The sequence below is a fragment of the Bradyrhizobium sp. S3.3.6 genome, from assembly GCF_040546905.1.
GTDB classification, from domain to species: domain Bacteria; phylum Pseudomonadota; class Alphaproteobacteria; order Rhizobiales; family Xanthobacteraceae; genus Bradyrhizobium; species Bradyrhizobium cytisi.
In genome coordinates this window covers 30,839-45,971 of record NZ_JBEPOT010000004.1, presented here as the reverse complement: position 1 = coordinate 45,971, position 15,133 = coordinate 30,839, and the positions used below count along the sequence as shown (strand labels likewise).

16 protein-coding genes are annotated in these 15,133 nt (G+C 65.3%); 8 read left to right on the top strand and 8 right to left on the bottom strand.

The features are described 5' to 3' along the window. Nucleotides 1–73: 73 nt before the first annotated feature. Both ABID59_RS12895 and ABID59_RS12890 read left to right on the top strand, forming a co-directional pair. Nucleotides 74–847 (top strand): SDR family oxidoreductase, encoded by a 774-nt coding sequence (locus ABID59_RS12895; RefSeq protein WP_354083643.1) that lies wholly within the window; start codon nucleotides 74–76, stop codon nucleotides 845–847. Nucleotides 848–1,020: 173 nt separating this feature from the next. Continuing rightward, entirely contained in the window at nucleotides 1,021–1,203 is a 183-nt protein-coding gene (locus ABID59_RS12890; RefSeq protein ID WP_354083642.1) for a hypothetical protein, read from the top strand. A gap of 68 nt (nucleotides 1,204–1,271) precedes the next feature. On the opposite strand, the gene ABID59_RS12885 is transcribed toward ABID59_RS12890, so the two are convergent. Continuing rightward, nucleotides 1,272–1,880 carry an FMN-dependent NADH-azoreductase gene (locus ABID59_RS12885; RefSeq protein WP_354083641.1) on the bottom strand — a complete coding sequence of 203 codons (609 nt, stop codon included), beginning with the start codon at nucleotides 1,878–1,880 and terminating at the stop codon, nucleotides 1,272–1,274. 83 nt (nucleotides 1,881–1,963) lie between these two features. Here ABID59_RS12885 and ABID59_RS12880 point away from each other — a divergent pair, with 83 nt between their 5' ends. Then, complete coding sequence (locus tag ABID59_RS12880) at nucleotides 1,964–2,374, top strand: winged helix-turn-helix transcriptional regulator (protein ID WP_354083640.1); 411 nt, start codon at nucleotides 1,964–1,966, stop codon at nucleotides 2,372–2,374. Here ABID59_RS12880 and dprA read toward each other — a convergent pair. Next, on the bottom strand, nucleotides 2,371–3,513 hold the full coding sequence (gene dprA / locus ABID59_RS12875; RefSeq protein WP_354083639.1) for a DNA-processing protein DprA: 1,143 nt from the start codon (nucleotides 3,511–3,513) through the stop codon (nucleotides 2,371–2,373). The genes ABID59_RS12880 and dprA overlap by 4 nt on opposite strands. A 104-nt stretch (nucleotides 3,514–3,617) precedes the next feature. Continuing rightward, a complete protein-coding gene (locus tag ABID59_RS12870) occupies nucleotides 3,618–4,043 on the bottom strand; it encodes a DoxX family protein (RefSeq protein ID WP_148754908.1) in 426 nt (141 codons plus the stop codon). Nucleotides 4,044–4,386: 343 nt separating this feature from the next. On the opposite strand from ABID59_RS12870, the gene ABID59_RS12865 reads away from it, so the two are divergent. Further along, nucleotides 4,387–5,631, top strand: coding sequence for an amidase (locus ABID59_RS12865; protein WP_354083638.1), 1,245 nt, complete (start codon nucleotides 4,387–4,389; stop codon nucleotides 5,629–5,631). Here ABID59_RS12865 and ABID59_RS12860 read toward each other — a convergent pair. The 4 genes from ABID59_RS12860 to ABID59_RS12845 all read right to left on the bottom strand — a co-directional run bounded on the left by ABID59_RS12860 (nucleotide 5,623) and on the right by ABID59_RS12845 (nucleotide 9,894). Further along, the gene (locus tag ABID59_RS12860) at nucleotides 5,623–6,795 is read right to left on the bottom strand and encodes a patatin-like phospholipase family protein (protein WP_354083637.1); all 1,173 of its coding nucleotides are present in this window, start codon (nucleotides 6,793–6,795) and stop codon (nucleotides 5,623–5,625) included. The two genes, ABID59_RS12865 and ABID59_RS12860, sit on opposite strands and share 9 nt — an antisense overlap. 149 nt (nucleotides 6,796–6,944) lie before the next feature. Further along, the gene (gene plsY / locus ABID59_RS12855; RefSeq protein WP_354084048.1) at nucleotides 6,945–7,541 is read right to left on the bottom strand and encodes a glycerol-3-phosphate 1-O-acyltransferase PlsY; all 597 of its coding nucleotides are present in this window, start codon (nucleotides 7,539–7,541) and stop codon (nucleotides 6,945–6,947) included. A 98-nt stretch (nucleotides 7,542–7,639) separates the two neighbouring features. Continuing rightward, on the bottom strand, nucleotides 7,640–8,941 hold the full coding sequence (locus tag ABID59_RS12850; protein ID WP_148754936.1) for a dihydroorotase: 1,302 nt from the start codon (nucleotides 8,939–8,941) through the stop codon (nucleotides 7,640–7,642). 5 nt (nucleotides 8,942–8,946) lie between these two features. Next, a complete protein-coding gene (locus tag ABID59_RS12845; protein ID WP_148754911.1) occupies nucleotides 8,947–9,894 on the bottom strand; it encodes an aspartate carbamoyltransferase catalytic subunit in 948 nt (315 codons plus the stop codon). A gap of 221 nt (nucleotides 9,895–10,115) precedes the next feature. Between ABID59_RS12845 and ABID59_RS12840 the strand changes: the two genes are divergently transcribed. From ABID59_RS12840 to ABID59_RS12825, 4 genes are all read left to right on the top strand, one after another. Next, nucleotides 10,116–10,865, top strand: a complete 750-nt coding sequence (locus tag ABID59_RS12840) for a M15 family metallopeptidase (RefSeq protein ID WP_502916797.1) — start codon at nucleotides 10,116–10,118, stop codon at nucleotides 10,863–10,865. Nucleotides 10,866–10,886: 21 nt separating this feature from the next. Further along, complete coding sequence (locus tag ABID59_RS12835; protein ID WP_354083636.1) at nucleotides 10,887–12,530, top strand: acyl-CoA dehydrogenase family protein; 1,644 nt, start codon at nucleotides 10,887–10,889, stop codon at nucleotides 12,528–12,530. 23 nt (nucleotides 12,531–12,553) lie between these two features. Next, nucleotides 12,554–13,318, top strand: a complete 765-nt coding sequence (locus ABID59_RS12830; RefSeq protein ID WP_148754937.1) for a CPBP family intramembrane glutamic endopeptidase — start codon at nucleotides 12,554–12,556, stop codon at nucleotides 13,316–13,318. 126 nt (nucleotides 13,319–13,444) lie between these two features. After that, nucleotides 13,445–14,203 (top strand): CPBP family intramembrane glutamic endopeptidase, encoded by a 759-nt coding sequence (locus ABID59_RS12825; protein WP_354083635.1) that lies wholly within the window; start codon nucleotides 13,445–13,447, stop codon nucleotides 14,201–14,203. Here ABID59_RS12825 and ABID59_RS12820 read toward each other — a convergent pair. Then, nucleotides 14,200–15,132 (bottom strand): AEC family transporter, encoded by a 933-nt coding sequence (locus ABID59_RS12820; RefSeq protein ID WP_354083634.1) that lies wholly within the window; start codon nucleotides 15,130–15,132, stop codon nucleotides 14,200–14,202. The two genes, ABID59_RS12825 and ABID59_RS12820, sit on opposite strands and share 4 nt — an antisense overlap. Nucleotide 15,133: the final 1 nt, after the last annotated feature.

The window sequence follows — 15,133 nt, the reverse complement described above, 5'->3', positions numbered from 1 at the left end:
TTGTGTGGTTGCATAATAAAACTATCTGCCCTAGACGCAACATAGTTTTATAATGCAACCACTGGAGACGAGCGTGAGGCTGAAGAACAAGACGGCGCTGATTACCGGCGGCAATAGCGGCATTGGACTGGCAACGGCAAAGCTGTTCGTGGCCGAGGGCGCCAAGGTGATCATCACCGGGCGCAACAAGGAGACGCTGGAGGCGGCCGCGAAGCAGCTCGGTCCGAACGCGCTCGCAGTCGCGGCCGATGCGACCGACATCGCCGCGACGGAAGCCGCGATCAAGCAGGGCGCTGAGAAGTTCGGCAAGCTCGACATCGTGTTCGCCAATGCCGGCATCCCCGGCGGCACGCCGCTGGGATCGGCAACGCTCGAGACCTTCGAGAAGGTCATCAGCACCAATCTCACCGGCGTGTTCTTCACCGTGCAGTCGGCGCTGCCTTATCTCAACGACAACGCCTCGATCATCCTCAACGGCTCGGTGATCTCCGTGCTCGGGATTCCCGGTTACTCCGCTTACGGTGCTGCGAAGGCCGGCGTGCGCGCGATGGCGCGGATCATGGCCTCGGAACTGTCGCCGCGCGGAATCCGCGTGAATGTCGTTGCGCCGGGTGCGATCCGCACGCCGATCTGGGGCGCGGCGATCGCAACGCCCGAAGCGGAGAAGGCGTTCGAGAAGCGCATCGGACTATCGACGCCGTTGGGACGCATTGGTGAACCGGATCACATTTCGAAGACGGTGTTGTTCCTCGCTTCCGAAGACGCCGCGCATATTCAAGGGCAGGAGATCTTCGTCGACGGCGGCGCGGTTGCTTCGCCAGCCGGCGCGCCGATCTATCGCGGTTGATCGACGTTTGCGAAAATTGAATCGGTCGGCGCGCGAGACACGGTTGCGCCGGCCGGTTCCCACACCTGGCGAGACGTATTTTCTGAAGCTTGCGTGATGCGTTGAACCTTCGCGCGTGCTGCCAAGACATTTCTACGGGCAGAGGTCATAAGACCCATTTAAGGGAGCCCCTGATGCCAAAGGCAGCTCGCATTTATTCTTCGATTTCAGCACCGCGTATTTACACCGAACGTTCCGCAGTTCCTGCCAAGCGCTCCGACACGTCCGAGTTCATTGGGGTCGCCATCTTCTCCGGCATCGGGCTTTTCATCTCGCTCCTTGCCGTGATCCTGGGTGTGCAGGGCGCCTGGTTTTAGCTTCGCGGACACCCGCCGGTCCATCAGCCGCCGCAGACGCTTTGGCGGCTGATGGTGTCGGCATGGCCTCAGGCCGCGCGCAGGTTCGTCGCCGCCTGGAGCGCGCCGGCCAGCGCCTTCTCGCGATGCTCCGGGCCGACCTGGATGCCGTCGGCGACGATGAATTCGGGGCTCGTGATACCCATGAAAGCGAACACGCCGCGCAAATAGGTTTCGAGATGCTCGAGCGAGGCGGCGGGCGTGCCCGGGCCGTAATAGCCGCCGCGCGAGATCGCCACGATCACGCGCTTGCTGCCGGCGAGGCCCTGCGGTCCGCTCGCACCATATTTGAACGTCTTTCCCGCCACCAGGACGCGGTCGATCCAAGCCTTGAGCTGGCTAGGAATCGTAAAATTGTACATCGGTGCGCCGATCACGACGATGTCGGCATCGAGGAACTCGTTCAGCACGGCCGCGCTCGCGGCAAGGTCAGGTCCGAGTTCCGCAGGCGCCGGTGCACCTTGCGCGGCGGCGAGGTGCGACCCGGAGAGGTGGGCGAGCGGGGTCTGGGTCAGGTCGCGATAGACGAGGTCGAGCGAGGGCGTGGCCTGCCGCAGTCGGTCGACGATGGCGGCGGACACCTGCCTGGAGACGGAGTGGGGGCCGAGCACGCTGGAGTCGAGATGGAGGAGTTTCATTTGGGTCACCTATGGTATAGATTTGTAACCCGCACTACATGAGTGACTATCAAATTCCCCGCAAGAACGCACTTTTTTGAGCCATGGGCACATCTTTGAGACCTGCACACACCGATTTGCCTGAGCCCCGGAGGCCGGATCCGAACCATGCGGACTGCCGCGGGGTCGCCTCGATCCTTGCGCGCGTCGGCGACAAATGGAGCGTGTTCGTCATCATGATGCTGAGCGACGGGCCCAAGCGCTTCAATGAGCTCAAGCGCATGATCAACGGCATCTCGCAGCGGATGCTGACCTTGACGCTGCGTGGCCTCGAGCGCGACGGCCTCGTCACGCGCACGATCTTCCCGACCATTCCGCCGCGCGTCGATTACGAGCTGACCGATCTCGGTCGCGGGCTGCAGGAGCCGGTGAAGGCGCTGGGAGAGTGGGCGATCGCGCATCAGGAGCAGATCGCATCGGCACGCACGCGTTTCGACCAACGGAACAGCACCTAAAGCAGCGACACTAATCCGCCGCCGTGGCGTTCGAGCCGGCCGGCGAGCTCCAGCTCCAGCAGCACCGTGCGGACGATCGCGGGCGAGGCGCCGGACATCCGCACGAGATCGTCGATCGAGATCGGCGTAGGGCCGAGCAGGCCCGTGATCTGGTCGCGGTCATGTCCTTGCGGATCGTTCTCGAACGGCTCGCTGTCGGGTTCGCTGATCGGATGCATCGGCGGCCGCTCCATGATCGGTGCGACCGCGTTGACGATGTCGGCGGCTTCGGTGACGAGCGTCGCGCCCTGCTTGATCAGATCATTGGTGCCGGCGGCGCGTGGATCGAGCGGCGAGCCGGGGACTGCGAACACTTCGCGGCCCTGTTCGGCAGCCATGCGCGCGGTGATCAGCGAGCCCGAGCGGTGCGCCGCTTCCACCACGACCACGCCGAGCGAAGCGCCGGAGATCAGCCGGTTGCGGCGGGGAAAGTCGCGGGCGCGGGGCTCGTGGCCGAGCGGCATCTCGGAGATCGCCGCGCCCTGGTGATCGAGGATCGCGGCGAGCAGATCGCCATGCTCGGGCGGATAGATGCAATCATGTCCGCCGGCGAGCACCGCGATCGTGCCGCTTGCGACGCTGGCGCGATGCGCGGCCTGATCGACGCCGCGCGCGAGCCCCGAGATGACGATGAAGCCGGCTTCACCGAGCTCGCGCGCGAGCTGGCCGGCAAACTTCAAGCCCGCGCCGGAGGCATTTCGCGATCCGACGATCGCGATCATCGGACGCATGAGCGTTGCGTTGTCACCGCGCACGGCGAGCAAAGGCGGCGCGTCGTCGAGCGTCGCGAGCCGCGCCGGATAGCCGTTCTCGCCGGGCGCGAGCCAGGCGATGCCGAGCTTGCGGCTTGCGGCGAGCTCGGCGTTCGCTTCGTCCGCGCTACAGATGCGCCCCGATCGTGCCGCGCCGCCGCGGCGCGCCAGATCCGGCAGCCGCTCCAGCGCGGCCCGCGCGGTGCCGAAGTGATCGACCAGCGAACGGAAGGTGCGCGGCCCGACATTGTCCGAGCGGATCAGCCGCAAGCGGTCGACCCGCTCGGCCTCGGTCAGCTCCACGCTCGGATTGATGGCGTCCACGGCATCTCCTTGTGGGCGCAGCATGGAACAACCTGAGGGCGTGGGCAACAGGGGGGAGCTCGATCGCGGTCAAAAGCACAACCGGGAAGACCCGCCGCGGTCGACGGGGTCTTCCCAAACTCGTCCGGTTAGCGCGCGTGCGCCGCCTGAACGGCACCGACGCTGCCACGCAAGAGGCGTGCGTCAAGGCTGAACGCACCAGCGCCGAAGGCATAGATCTGAAGCAGTCCGCCCGCCATCATCACGTTCTTGAGGAAATGGATCATCTGATTCTGATCGGCAAAGTTGTTGTGGAACGAGACCCCGGCAGCCACCGAGAAGATGGCGAGCGCCAGCGCGACCGAGCGGGCCTGATAGCCTGCGATCAGCAAGAGACCGCCACCGAGTTCGACCAGAACTGCGATCGCATAAGCCACCGGCGGCACCGGTAATCCAGCAGAGGCGATGTAGGCGGTCGTCGCACCATAGGCGGCGAGCTTGCCGAAGCCGCTCATTGCAAACGGGAGGCCGATCATCAGCCGGCCAACGAGGGAAGCATAACGGGTCGTATCCATGGTAGTCGCTCCTGTGCTTGGTTGAGGTCCGACGGCGGTGACGCATCAGCGTCTGCCGTTTGGAAGAAGTTGCGTCGCGGGCCTTCGTTGTGGCCTCACGGTGGCGCTTTTGAATTGCGGCATAAATAGAAATGATAGAAAGTCACCGTTTCTAATTTTGGGCCTAAGGACCAGCGCGCGCGGCGACGAGTGCTGCGGCCGAGATGCCTCTCTTGAACTGCTCGACGCATTCATTCGATCGGTGTTGTCTCGCCAGACTCCACGCATGGATTGCTCGCGTCGACGTGCGCTTGCACGGCCTCGTCGCGATGCTAAAAGCGATCCCAATAAGAAGGGTTTTGCCATGATCTCACTCGCCGACCTCCAGCGCCGCGTCGCGAGCGGAGAGCTTTCGCCCGATGACGCCATCGCCCAGTCGCACGCGGCGATCGAGGCCAAGGAGAAGGACGTTCGCGCCTTCGTCCGTCACGACAAGTCGGCGAAAGCTCAGTCCTCCGGCCCGCTGCGGGGCATCGCGGTCGGCATCAAGGACATCATCGACACCGCTGATATGCCGACCGAGATGGGCTCGGAGATCTACCGCGGCTGGCAGCCGCGCTCGGACGCGCCGGTGGTGATGATGCTGAAGCGGGCGGGCGCCACCATCATCGGCAAGACCACGACCACGGCGTTCGCCTCGCGCGATCCGACCCCGACGCTCAATCCGCACAATCTGGGCCATACGCCGGGCGGCTCGTCCTCGGGCTCGGCGGCGGCCGTCGGCGCCGGCATGATCCCGCTGGCGTTGGGCACCCAGACCGGCGGATCGGTGATCCGGCCCGCCGCCTATTGCGGCGCAGCCGCGATCAAGCCGTCGTTCCGGATGCTGCCGACCATCGGCGTCAAATGCTATTCGTGGGCGCTCGACACGGTCGGCCTGTTTGGATCCCGCGCAGAGGATCTCGCGCGCGGGTTGCTGGCAATCACCGGGCGTACTGAATTCGACGGCATTGTCGCGGCGAAGACGCCGCGCATCGGCGTTGTCAGGCAGGAGTTTGCCGAGGCCGTCGAGCCGGCGGCCGAAGAGGGGTTGCTGGCGGCGATCAAGGCGGCCGGGCGCGCCGGCGCCAGCGTGAAGACCATCGATCTGCCCGAGGCGGTGCAGGAAGCCTGGCGCATCCATCCCATCATCCAGGATTTTGAGGCGCATCGCGCGCTCGCCTGGGAGTTCGACCAGCATCACGACGAGATCGCGCCGATGCTGCGCGAGAGTCTCGACGCCACTGTCGGACTGACGCCGAAGGAATATGACGACGCCCGCCGGATCGCGCGACGCGGTCGTCGCGAGTTGGCTGAAATGTTCGAGGGTTTCGACGTGCTGCTGACCTATTCGGCGCCGGGCACAGCGCCGGCCAAGGAGCTCGCCTCGACCGGCTCGCCCCGCTACAACCGGCTGTGGACGCTGATGGGCAACCCTTGCGTCAACGTGCCGGTGATGAAGGTCGGGGGCCTCCCGATCGGTGTGCAGGTGATCGCGCGCTTCGGCAACGACGCGAGCGCGCTGGCGGCGGCGTGGTTCCTGGAGGATGCGCTGGCGAAGTCAGGCTAGCGCGGGTTCGCGATCGTCCGATTTGATCTGCACCGCGGCGGCATGCGAACTCTGCCCGAGCCAGCGCTCGGCGGCTTCGCGGCCGCTTCGGTGCAACAGGCGGATGAAGCCGCGGCCGAGGTCGGTGGACGAGCGCTGCGCCAGGCCCTCGATCGAGTCTTCCGCGGCGATCTTGGAGAGCCGCAGCGCGTTGGCTGCGTGGGACTGCGCCCATGCGATTGCTGCGATCTCGGCGTTGAGCGCGGCGTTGGCCGCGATCTGGTCGAGGCGGCGATCGATCGCGGCGAGCGTGATCGGCACATAGCTGTCGCGCGTGGGCGTGACCTGGACGAGCAGCAGATCGGCGGTTGCCGATTGCTGCGCCAGCTCGATCAGCGGCGGATTGCCGCCAAGCCCGCCATCCCAATAGCCCTCGCCGTCGATCTCGACGGCGCAGTGAACCAACGGCGGGCAGGTCGAGGCCAGCGCGACGTCGGCGGTCACGGCGTCATTGCCAAAAATCTGTTGCTGCCCGTCGCGGATCCGCGTTGCCGCGATCAAAAGCCTAGGGCATCTGGCATCGCGCAAGCCGGCAAAATTGATGTCGCGTGACAGCGCCAGGCGCAGCGGATCGAGATCGAACGGATCGAACTGGCCGGAGCGCAACGTCGGCCCGAAGGCGAGCGAGCTTCCCGCCGGCGAGAAGCCGCCGATCAGCATCAGCGAGCGGAACGAGGCCTCGTGCATCAGCCGGATCCAGAACCGGTTCAGCCGGCTGCGAGCGCCTTCGCGGCCGCCTTCGGCAAGGCCGCAGGCCAGCAGCAGCGCGTTGATGGCGCCGGCGCTGGCGCCGCTGATGGTATCGAATTCAATCGACGGCTCTTCCAGCAGCCGCTCCAGCACGCCCCAGGTGAAGGCGGCAAAGGTCCCGCCGCCCTGAAGCGCTAGTGACAGTTTTCGTGGCGGCCATGGCTCGGCGCGCGGCTGGGCAGGCGCAGCACTGGTTACGACCTTGACCGTTGCAGGAGCTTGCACCACGGGAGCAGGTGGAGGTGCGGGGACAGGCTTCGGCGCGGGAGGCAGTAAGGGCACGTTGGACCAGACGTTGGTCGATGAGAGCAGCCGGCTTGCCGCAGTGCCCTGCGAGCCGCCGTCGTCATGCGTGCCGTCCATCTTCTCGCTCATTCTGAGCAACCGCGTAACACCATTTCCGCCGTCAGGATGACAGGCATGGAACCCGCTCGCCACTGTGGCCGCGAAAGGCTTCCGAGTTGCGAACAGGAATTGGCATATAATGCGGTTGCCCCGCGGCGGTATCCGGACTTTTTCCGGCCTTACGCCTTCTCGCCGATCCGGCTTTCCTTGCCTGATTGCAGCCGCTTGATGTTCTCGCGATGCGCGTAGAACAACAGCAGCGTCAGCACCACGGCCAGTGAGGCCAACTCATAGTTGCCAAAAAACCAGAGTGAGATTGGCGTTACGAACGCCGCCACGAGCGCCGAGAGCGACGAGTAGCGGGTGGTGAAGGCGGTGGCGAGCCAAAGGATACAGAAGACCAAGGCACCGGCCGGAATCAGCCCTAGCAGGATGCCGATATAGACCGCGACGCCCTTGCCGCCTTTGAACTTCAGCCAGACCGGGAAGAGATGGCCGAGGAAGGCGCCGAGGCCCGCCACCATCGCGGCATTGGGGCCGGCGATGTAGCCGGCGATCAGCACGGCCACGGTGCCCTTGAGCGCATCGAGCAGCAGGGTGCCCGCGGCGAGACTCTTGCGGCCGGTGCGCAGCACATTGGTGGCGCCGATGCTGCCGGAACCGATCGAGCGGATATCCTGCGTGCCGGCAAGCCTGGTCAGCACCAGCCCGAACGGAATCGAGCCAAGCAAGTAGCCGATGACGAAGGCCACCGGCAGGAATGCATCAAGCCCCATGGCGGTGTCTCCATGGCCGACATAGCCAGCGCCCATGATCCGGTCCTGACATATTGCCGCGACGCGAGACGGGCCCCGCATCGCCAAAAGACGGCATCCTAGACATGCTCAAAAACCGTCCGTCCGCCAACGATGGTCCGCACCACGCGACCTGTAAAGCGGGCTTCGTCGAACGGGGTGTTCTTGCACGGCGATTTGAGGTCGGCGGGATCGACCACCCAGGGCACGTCGGGATCGATCACGATGACGTCGGCCGGGCTGCCTGCGCGCAGAGTTCCGCCGGGCAGGCCCAGAATCTCCGCCGGCCGGGTCGACATCGCCCGGATCAGCGTCTTGAGGTCGAGCTCCTCATTATGAACCAGCCGCAGGCCCGCGGGCAGCATGGTCTCGAGCCCGATGGCGCCTGGAGCCGCTTCCGCAAACGGCAGGCGCTTCATCTCGACGTCGTGCGGATTGTGATCGGACATGATGACGTCGACGAGGCCGGAGGCCACCGCCTCCACCAGCGCGCGGCGATCGTCCTCGGTGCGCAGCGGCGGCGACAATTTCAGGAAGGACCGGTAGGGGCCGATGTCGTTCTCGTTCAGCGCAAGATGGTTGATCGAGACCGAGGCGGTGACGGCAAGGCCTGCGTCGCGGGCGCGCTTCAGGATCTCAAGCGACTCGATGCAGGACAGTGAGGCGGCGTGATAGCGGCCGCCGGTCAGTGCAACCAGGCGCATGTCGCGTTCGAGGATCACGGCCTCGGCGGCCTTGGGGATGCCCATCAGGCCGAGGCGCGAGGCGAACTCGCCCTCGTTCATCACGCCTTCGCCGACGAGATCGGGGTCCTCGGTGTGATGCACGATCAGCGCGTCGAAGTCGCGCGCGTAGGTCAGCGCGCGCCGCATCACCTGCGCATTGGTGACGCTGCGGTCGCCATCGCTGAAGGCCACGGCGCCTGCGGCCTTGAGCAGGCCGAACTCGGTCATCTCCTCGCCGCGCATGCCCTTGGTCAGCGCCGCCATCGGCTGGATGTTGACGATCGCGGTGTCGCGCGCACGCCGCATCACGAAATCGACGGTCGCGGAGTTGTCGATGACGGGAGACGTCTCGGGCTGGCAGATGATGGTGGTGATGCCGCCGGTCGCGGCCGCCTGGCTCGCGGACGCAAAGGTCTCGCGATGGCTGAAGCCGGGCTCGCCGACGAAGGCGCGCATGTCGATCAGGCCGGGCGCCACGATCATGCCGGAGCAATTGACGACGTCGGTGCCCTCGGGGACACCGGCGGCACCAATGCCGCGACGGGTCTCGCGGATGACGCCGTCGGCAATCAGGACGTCGCCGGGACCGTCGAAATCCCTGCTGGGATCGACGACGCGGGCGTTGGCGAGCAGGATCGGGCGGCGGTCAATCAGCATGAGCATCACGCGTTCGGCAGGTTGCGGGCGAGCGCTTCGAGCACCGCCATGCGCACGGCCACGCCCATCTCCACCTGTTCGCGGATCAGGGACTGTGCGCCGTCGGCGACCGCCGTGTCGATCTCGACGCCGCGGTTCATGGGGCCTGGATGCATCACGAGTGCGTCGGGCTTGGCGTAGGCGAGCTTCTTCTGGTCGAGCCCGAAATAGTGGAAATATTCGGAGGTCGACGGCACGAAGGAGCCATTCATGCGCTCGCGCTGCAGCCGCAGCATCATGACGATATCCGCGCCGTTGAGCCCTTCGCGCATGTCGCGCGCGACCTCGACGCCCATCCGCTCGATGCCGGGCGGCAGCAGCGTGGAGGGGCCGACGACGCGGACGCGGGCGCCCATGGCGTTGAGCAGGATGATGTTGGAGCGGGCGACGCGCGAATGCAGCACGTCACCGCAGATCGCGACCACGAGGCCCTCGATCCGGCCCTTGTTGCGGCGGATGGTGAGTGCGTCGAGCAGCGCCTGCGTCGGATGCTCATGCGCGCCGTCGCCGGCATTGATCACGGAACCGTCAACCTTGCGGGCCAGCAGTTCCACCGCGCCGGAGGCGTGATGGCGCACCACCAGGATATCCGGATGCATGGCGTTCAGCGTCATCGCGGTGTCGACCAGCGTCTCGCCCTTCTTGATGGACGAGGAGGACACCGACATGTTCATGACGTCGGCACCCAAGCGTTTGCCGGCGAGCTCGAACGAAGACTGGGTCCGGGTCGAGGCCTCGAAGAACAGGTTTACCTGCGTCCGTCCACGCAGGACGGTGCGCTTCTTGTCAACCTGGCGGTTGAGCTCGACATATTCTTCGGACAGGTCGAGGAGGCCGCTGATGTCGGCCGCGGAAAGGCCCTCGATGCCCAGCAAATGCCGGTGGCCGAGGACGAAGGTCGATTTCGATGTCATTAAAGCGAGAGCTATAGGCGCGGATGGCGGAGGGAGCAAGGGCCAATGCCGGGGCGGGGAGTTATCCCCTGATCTGTCGGCCTATTGCCGACGTTGCATGCCCAAGCCGTCTATCTCCGTCATGCCCGGGCTTGTCCCGGGCATCCACGTTCTTAGGTGCTGCCGCAGAAAAGGCGTGGATGGCCGGGACAAGCCCGGCCATGACGATGTGGAGGCATCTCGTGAGATTATTTCCGACGGCGATTGGTGCGATAACCATAATCTCATCCGCTTCAGCCCAATCGCCTCCCGGCGGCTTCGTCTATCTGCGCGACGTCGATCCCACCATCATTCAGGACATTCGCTATGCCACCGCGAACAACTTCGTCGGTCGCCCGCTCGCCGGCTATGGCGCCGGCGAGTGCGTGGTGAAGCGCGACGTCGGGCTGCGACTGAAAGCGGTCCAGCAGGATCTGGCCGCGCAGAACCTGTCGCTGAAAATGTTCGACTGCTACCGACCGGCGCGCGCCTCGCTCGACATGGTGAAATGGTCGCAGAACGGCCACGAGACATCAGCCGATCGGCGCTACAATCCGAAGATCCCCAAGACCGAGCTGTTCCGCCTCGGCTATATCGCGAGCCGCTCGCAGCATTCGACAGGTGCCGCGCTGGATCTTACGCTGGTCGATCTCAAGGCTGACAATTCCGCCAAGATCGATCCGTCAAGATCCTACGCCGACTGCACGGCGCCGGTCGAGGCGCGGCCGCCGGAAGGCAGCGTCGACATGGGCACCGGCTATGATTGCACCGATGCGAAGGGGCATACCGCAGCACCGTCGATCACGCCCGATCAGCGCGCCTGGCGCAGACGGCTGGTGGCCGCGATGGCGAAGCAAGGCTTTGTGAACTATTCGAAGGAGTGGTGGCATTTTTCCCTGCCGGGGGCGGGCGGGGCGGCCTATGATTTCCCGATCCAGCCGCGGCGGAACTGATTCCGGTCCGAGGAAGCGCAGATGACCCAGCCAAGCTTCGCGACCCATGAGGTCTTCAACCAGTCGCCGCCGTTCGAGGACGTCAACCTGTTTGCCGTCGATCGCCCGCTGGGCGACGCTGTGAAGGCCAATGGCGGCGCCGCCGCGGAGCGGGAGCTGTCCGAGTTCGGGAAACATTGGGGCTCGGCGGCGATGGCCGATCGCGGGCGCGCAGCGAACGAGAACACGCCGAAACTCCGCGCCTTCGATGCCAAGGGCAATCGCCGCGACCAGGTCGAGTTTCATCCCGCCTATCACGAGCTGATGGCGCACAGCGCGCATGCCGGCGTGCACAATTCGACGTGGACGGCGGATGGGAAATCGGTGGGAGATGCCGCCGAAGTCATTCGTGCAGCAAAGTTCTACATGGCCTCGCAGGTCGAGACCGGGCATCTCTGCCCGATGACGATGACCCGCGCCTCCGTCGCGGCGCTGGCGATGCAGCCGGACCTGCTCGCCAAGGTGATGCCGGTGTTATCGACGAAGAGCTACGATCCCAGCTTCACGCCGTGGTGGGACAAGCGCGGCATGACGCTCGGCATGGGCATGACCGAGAAGCAGGGCGGCACTGACGTGCGCGCCAACATCACGCGCGCGGTGCGCGACGGGAACGCCTACCGCATCACCGGCCACAAATGGTTCATGTCGGCGCCGATGTGCGACGCGTTCCTGGTCCTGGCGCAGGCCGAGCAGGGGCTGACCTGCTTCTTCATGCCGCGCTTCGCGCCGGATGGATCGGTCAATGCGATCCAGTTCCAGCGGCTGAAGGACAAGCTCGGCAATCGTTCGAATGCGTCCTCGGAAGTCGAGTTCGTCGGCGCCCATGCCGAATGCGTTGGTGAAGAAGGCAAGGGCATCCGCACCATTATCCAGATGGTGCAGTTGACGCGGCAGGATTGCGCGATTGCCTCGGTCGGCCTGATGCGCTCGGGCCTCGCGCACGCGCTGCATCACGCCCGTCACCGCAGTGTGTTCCAGAAACATCTCGCCGATCAGCCCTTGATGCAGGCCGTGCTGTCCGACATGGCGCTGCATGTCGAGGCGAGCACCGCGCTCGTCATGCGGCTCTGCCGCGCTTTCGACCGCACGCCGCATGACGCGGCTGACGCGGCCTACATGCGTCTGCTGACGCCCGCGATCAAATACTGGACCTGCAAGAGCGCACCGCCATTCCTTTATGAAGCAATGGAGTGCCTCGGCGGCAACGGCTATGTCGAGGACGGCATTCTGGCGCGCCACTACCGGGAGTCGCCGGTCAACGCGATCTGGGAAGGCTCGGGCAACGTGATGTGCCTCGACGTGCTGCGCGCGCTCTCGCGCGAGCCGGAGGCGGCGATGGCCGTGCTGCAATCGCTTGCGGCCGAGACGAAAGACCTGCCCGGGGCGAGCGAGGCGGTCGCTCTTATCGGGAAAGCTTTCCGTCGCGCCGACGGCGAGCGCATCGCGCGGCTCGCGGTCGAGAAGCTGGCGCTGCTGGGCGCCGCAGCCGCGCTCAACGGCGTCTCATCCCACCACGCTGAGCTGTTCGCCGCGACGCGCCTCGCCGTCAATCACGCCAGCATGTACGGTGCCGTGGAGCTCGAGAGCGGTGAGGTGCGTGGGCTGCTGGAGCGGGCGCTGCCGTGAGCCCGCCAAACGAAAGCCTTCTGATGGACACGCTCAATCCCGATCATCCGCCGCTGATCTTGAGGCCTGCGCCCCTGCGCGTCTGGAAGTTCTGGGGCACAGCGTTGTGGGGCCTGCTTGTCTTTGTCGCGATGTTCGTCGGCCAGGTTGGGGCGGTCCTGCTGCTAGGGGTCATGCGCGGGCTGCCGCTCGACATGAACTCGATCCAGTCGGTCGGCCGCGAACCGCAGGCGCTGGCGCTGTCCGTGATCATGGGCCTGCCTGCGACGCTCGCGGCGGTGTGGCTCGCCATCCGCATCAAGAAGGCATCCTTCGTTGACTATCTGGCGCTGCGCTGGCCGGCCTGGAGCCAGCTTTTGCTCGGCGCCGCCGGCCTCATCCTGGTCGTGATGGCCTGGGAGGTCGTGTCGCGATCCTTCGGCCGTGAGGCCACGCCAGGCTTCATGACTGACCTGTTGAAATCGGGCCGTGACAAGGGCGCCGCGCTGTTGCTGCTGTTCGCCTTCAGCGTGGCCGCGCCGATGTCGGAGGAGGTGCTCGCGCGCGGCTTCCTGTTCCGCGGCTGGTCGGCGAGCTTCCTGCGCGTGCCCGGCGCGATCATCCTGTCGTCGCTGGTGTGGACGGCGGTGCATCTGCAATACGATCTGTACTTTCTCGCCGAGGTGTTCTCCATCGGCCTCTGGTTCGGCTACATGCGCTACCGCGCCAATTCGCTCTGGCTCACCATCGTGCTGCACGCGTTGAACAACATGACGGCGGTGGTGCTGACGATGTGGCTGGGGGGCTGAGGCGGGGGCCTGTTGTTTCGACCGCGCTGATCCTGAGCAGGGGCAATTGCCCGTCCGACGATCGCCTACTATGTTGGGGTAGTACCTACACCCACCTTTGCTCCGACATTGTCGGGGAAAGCCCAGATGTCCGAACTCGAAAAGGCAGGCCCGTCCGCGGCCGGCTCAACCCGGCCGCCCCGGACATGGGATTTCATGCAGACGTTGCTCGTCGTCTTACTTGCTTACGGTGCATTTGTGCTGACGGGCGGGTTCGCGCTGAGGCTCTTGCTCGCCGCCTATGGCGGAACGAAGAACCTGACGCCGGCCGAGTTTCAAGCAGTGTGGGAGCAGGGTCGCTGGCAGGCGTCAGGCATCATCCTGGGAACGCCGGCTGCGATCGCTGTATTGTGGGTAGCGGTCCGGATGGCCGGAAGAGATTTCGCCGACTATCTGGCGCTGAACTGGCCGAGTCGCGACGAGGTGGTCTGCGGGTTCGGCGTCATGATCATTCTGATGACCATCGACACCTTCGTGACGATCAAGCTTGGCATGGTGGAGCCTCAGACCAATTCCGGCATCCTGGTTGGAGGGTCGATAGGGTTGTTCACTTTGGCGATCGGGATCTGCGTTGGGGCGCCGGTGTTCGAGGAGTTCGTTTTCCGAGGATTTATGTTTCGGGGCTGGTCTCAGTCGTTTCTCGGGCCGTACGGCGCCGTCGTGCTAACAGCGGCCCTCTGGGCGCTCAACCACACGCAGTACGGCTGGTATGACCGCTCCTGGCTTTTTGCAATAGGCCTCGTGCTTGGCTATTTTCGCTTGCGAGCTAATTCCACTTGGCTACCAGTGATGCTCCATTCGGGCATGAACACGGGTGTCCTCTTCCTCGGTGGGCCTTACGTTTAGGGCCCGGTGGCCACCAACGCGATCGCGATCGGCATCGTGATCGCCGCCAAAATCGTTTGCAGCGTGATGATCTGCGCCAGCAGCGGTGCATCGCCGCCCATCTGGCGGGCCAGCACGTAGGCGCTGGGCGAGGTCGGCACCGCCGCGCAGATCGCGACGATCGCGAGGTTGATACCTGACAGGCCGAACCAGACGGCGAGTGCCAGCGCGAGCACCGGCATCAACGCCAGCTTGAACGCCACGCCCAGCGTTGCACCGAGACTCGGGCGGAGCAGGCCCTTGAGCTGGAGGCCGGCGCCGGTGACGAGCAGGCCGATGGCGAGCGAGGAGCGGCCGAGCGCGTCGGCAACCTCGTGCCAGATTTTCGGCAGCGGCAGATGGGTGACGTTGATGAAGAGGCCGATCGCGCAGGCCCAGATCAGTGGATTGCGGATCACGGTCATGACGATGGCGCGCGCCGATTGCTTCTCCGGCGCGGCGTAATGCGCGAGCACGGCGACGCTGAACACGTTGACCAGCGGAATGATCGCGACCATCGCGACCGAGGCCAGCGCCAGTCCGACGTCACCGTACAAATTGGCGGAGACCGACAGCGCGACATAGGTCTGCCAGCGCGTCGCGCCCTGGAAGATCGAGGTGAAGGCGGGGCCGTCGATGTCGAGGCGCGCCAAGGCTGGCCGCAGCGCAAGGCACAACAGCGACATCGCCAGCGCCGACAGCAGCAGCGCGCCGCCGACGCCGGCGACCGGCACTTTTGTGAGGTCGGCCTTCACCAGCGTCTGGATCAGCAGCATCGGAAACAGCACGAAATAAGTCAGCCGCTCCAGCCCATGCCATTGCGTGTCGAGCCGCATCAGGCTGCGCCTGAGCACCACGCCGAGCACGATGAGGATGAAGACCGGCAGCAGCGCCGCGATCACGACGGCCATG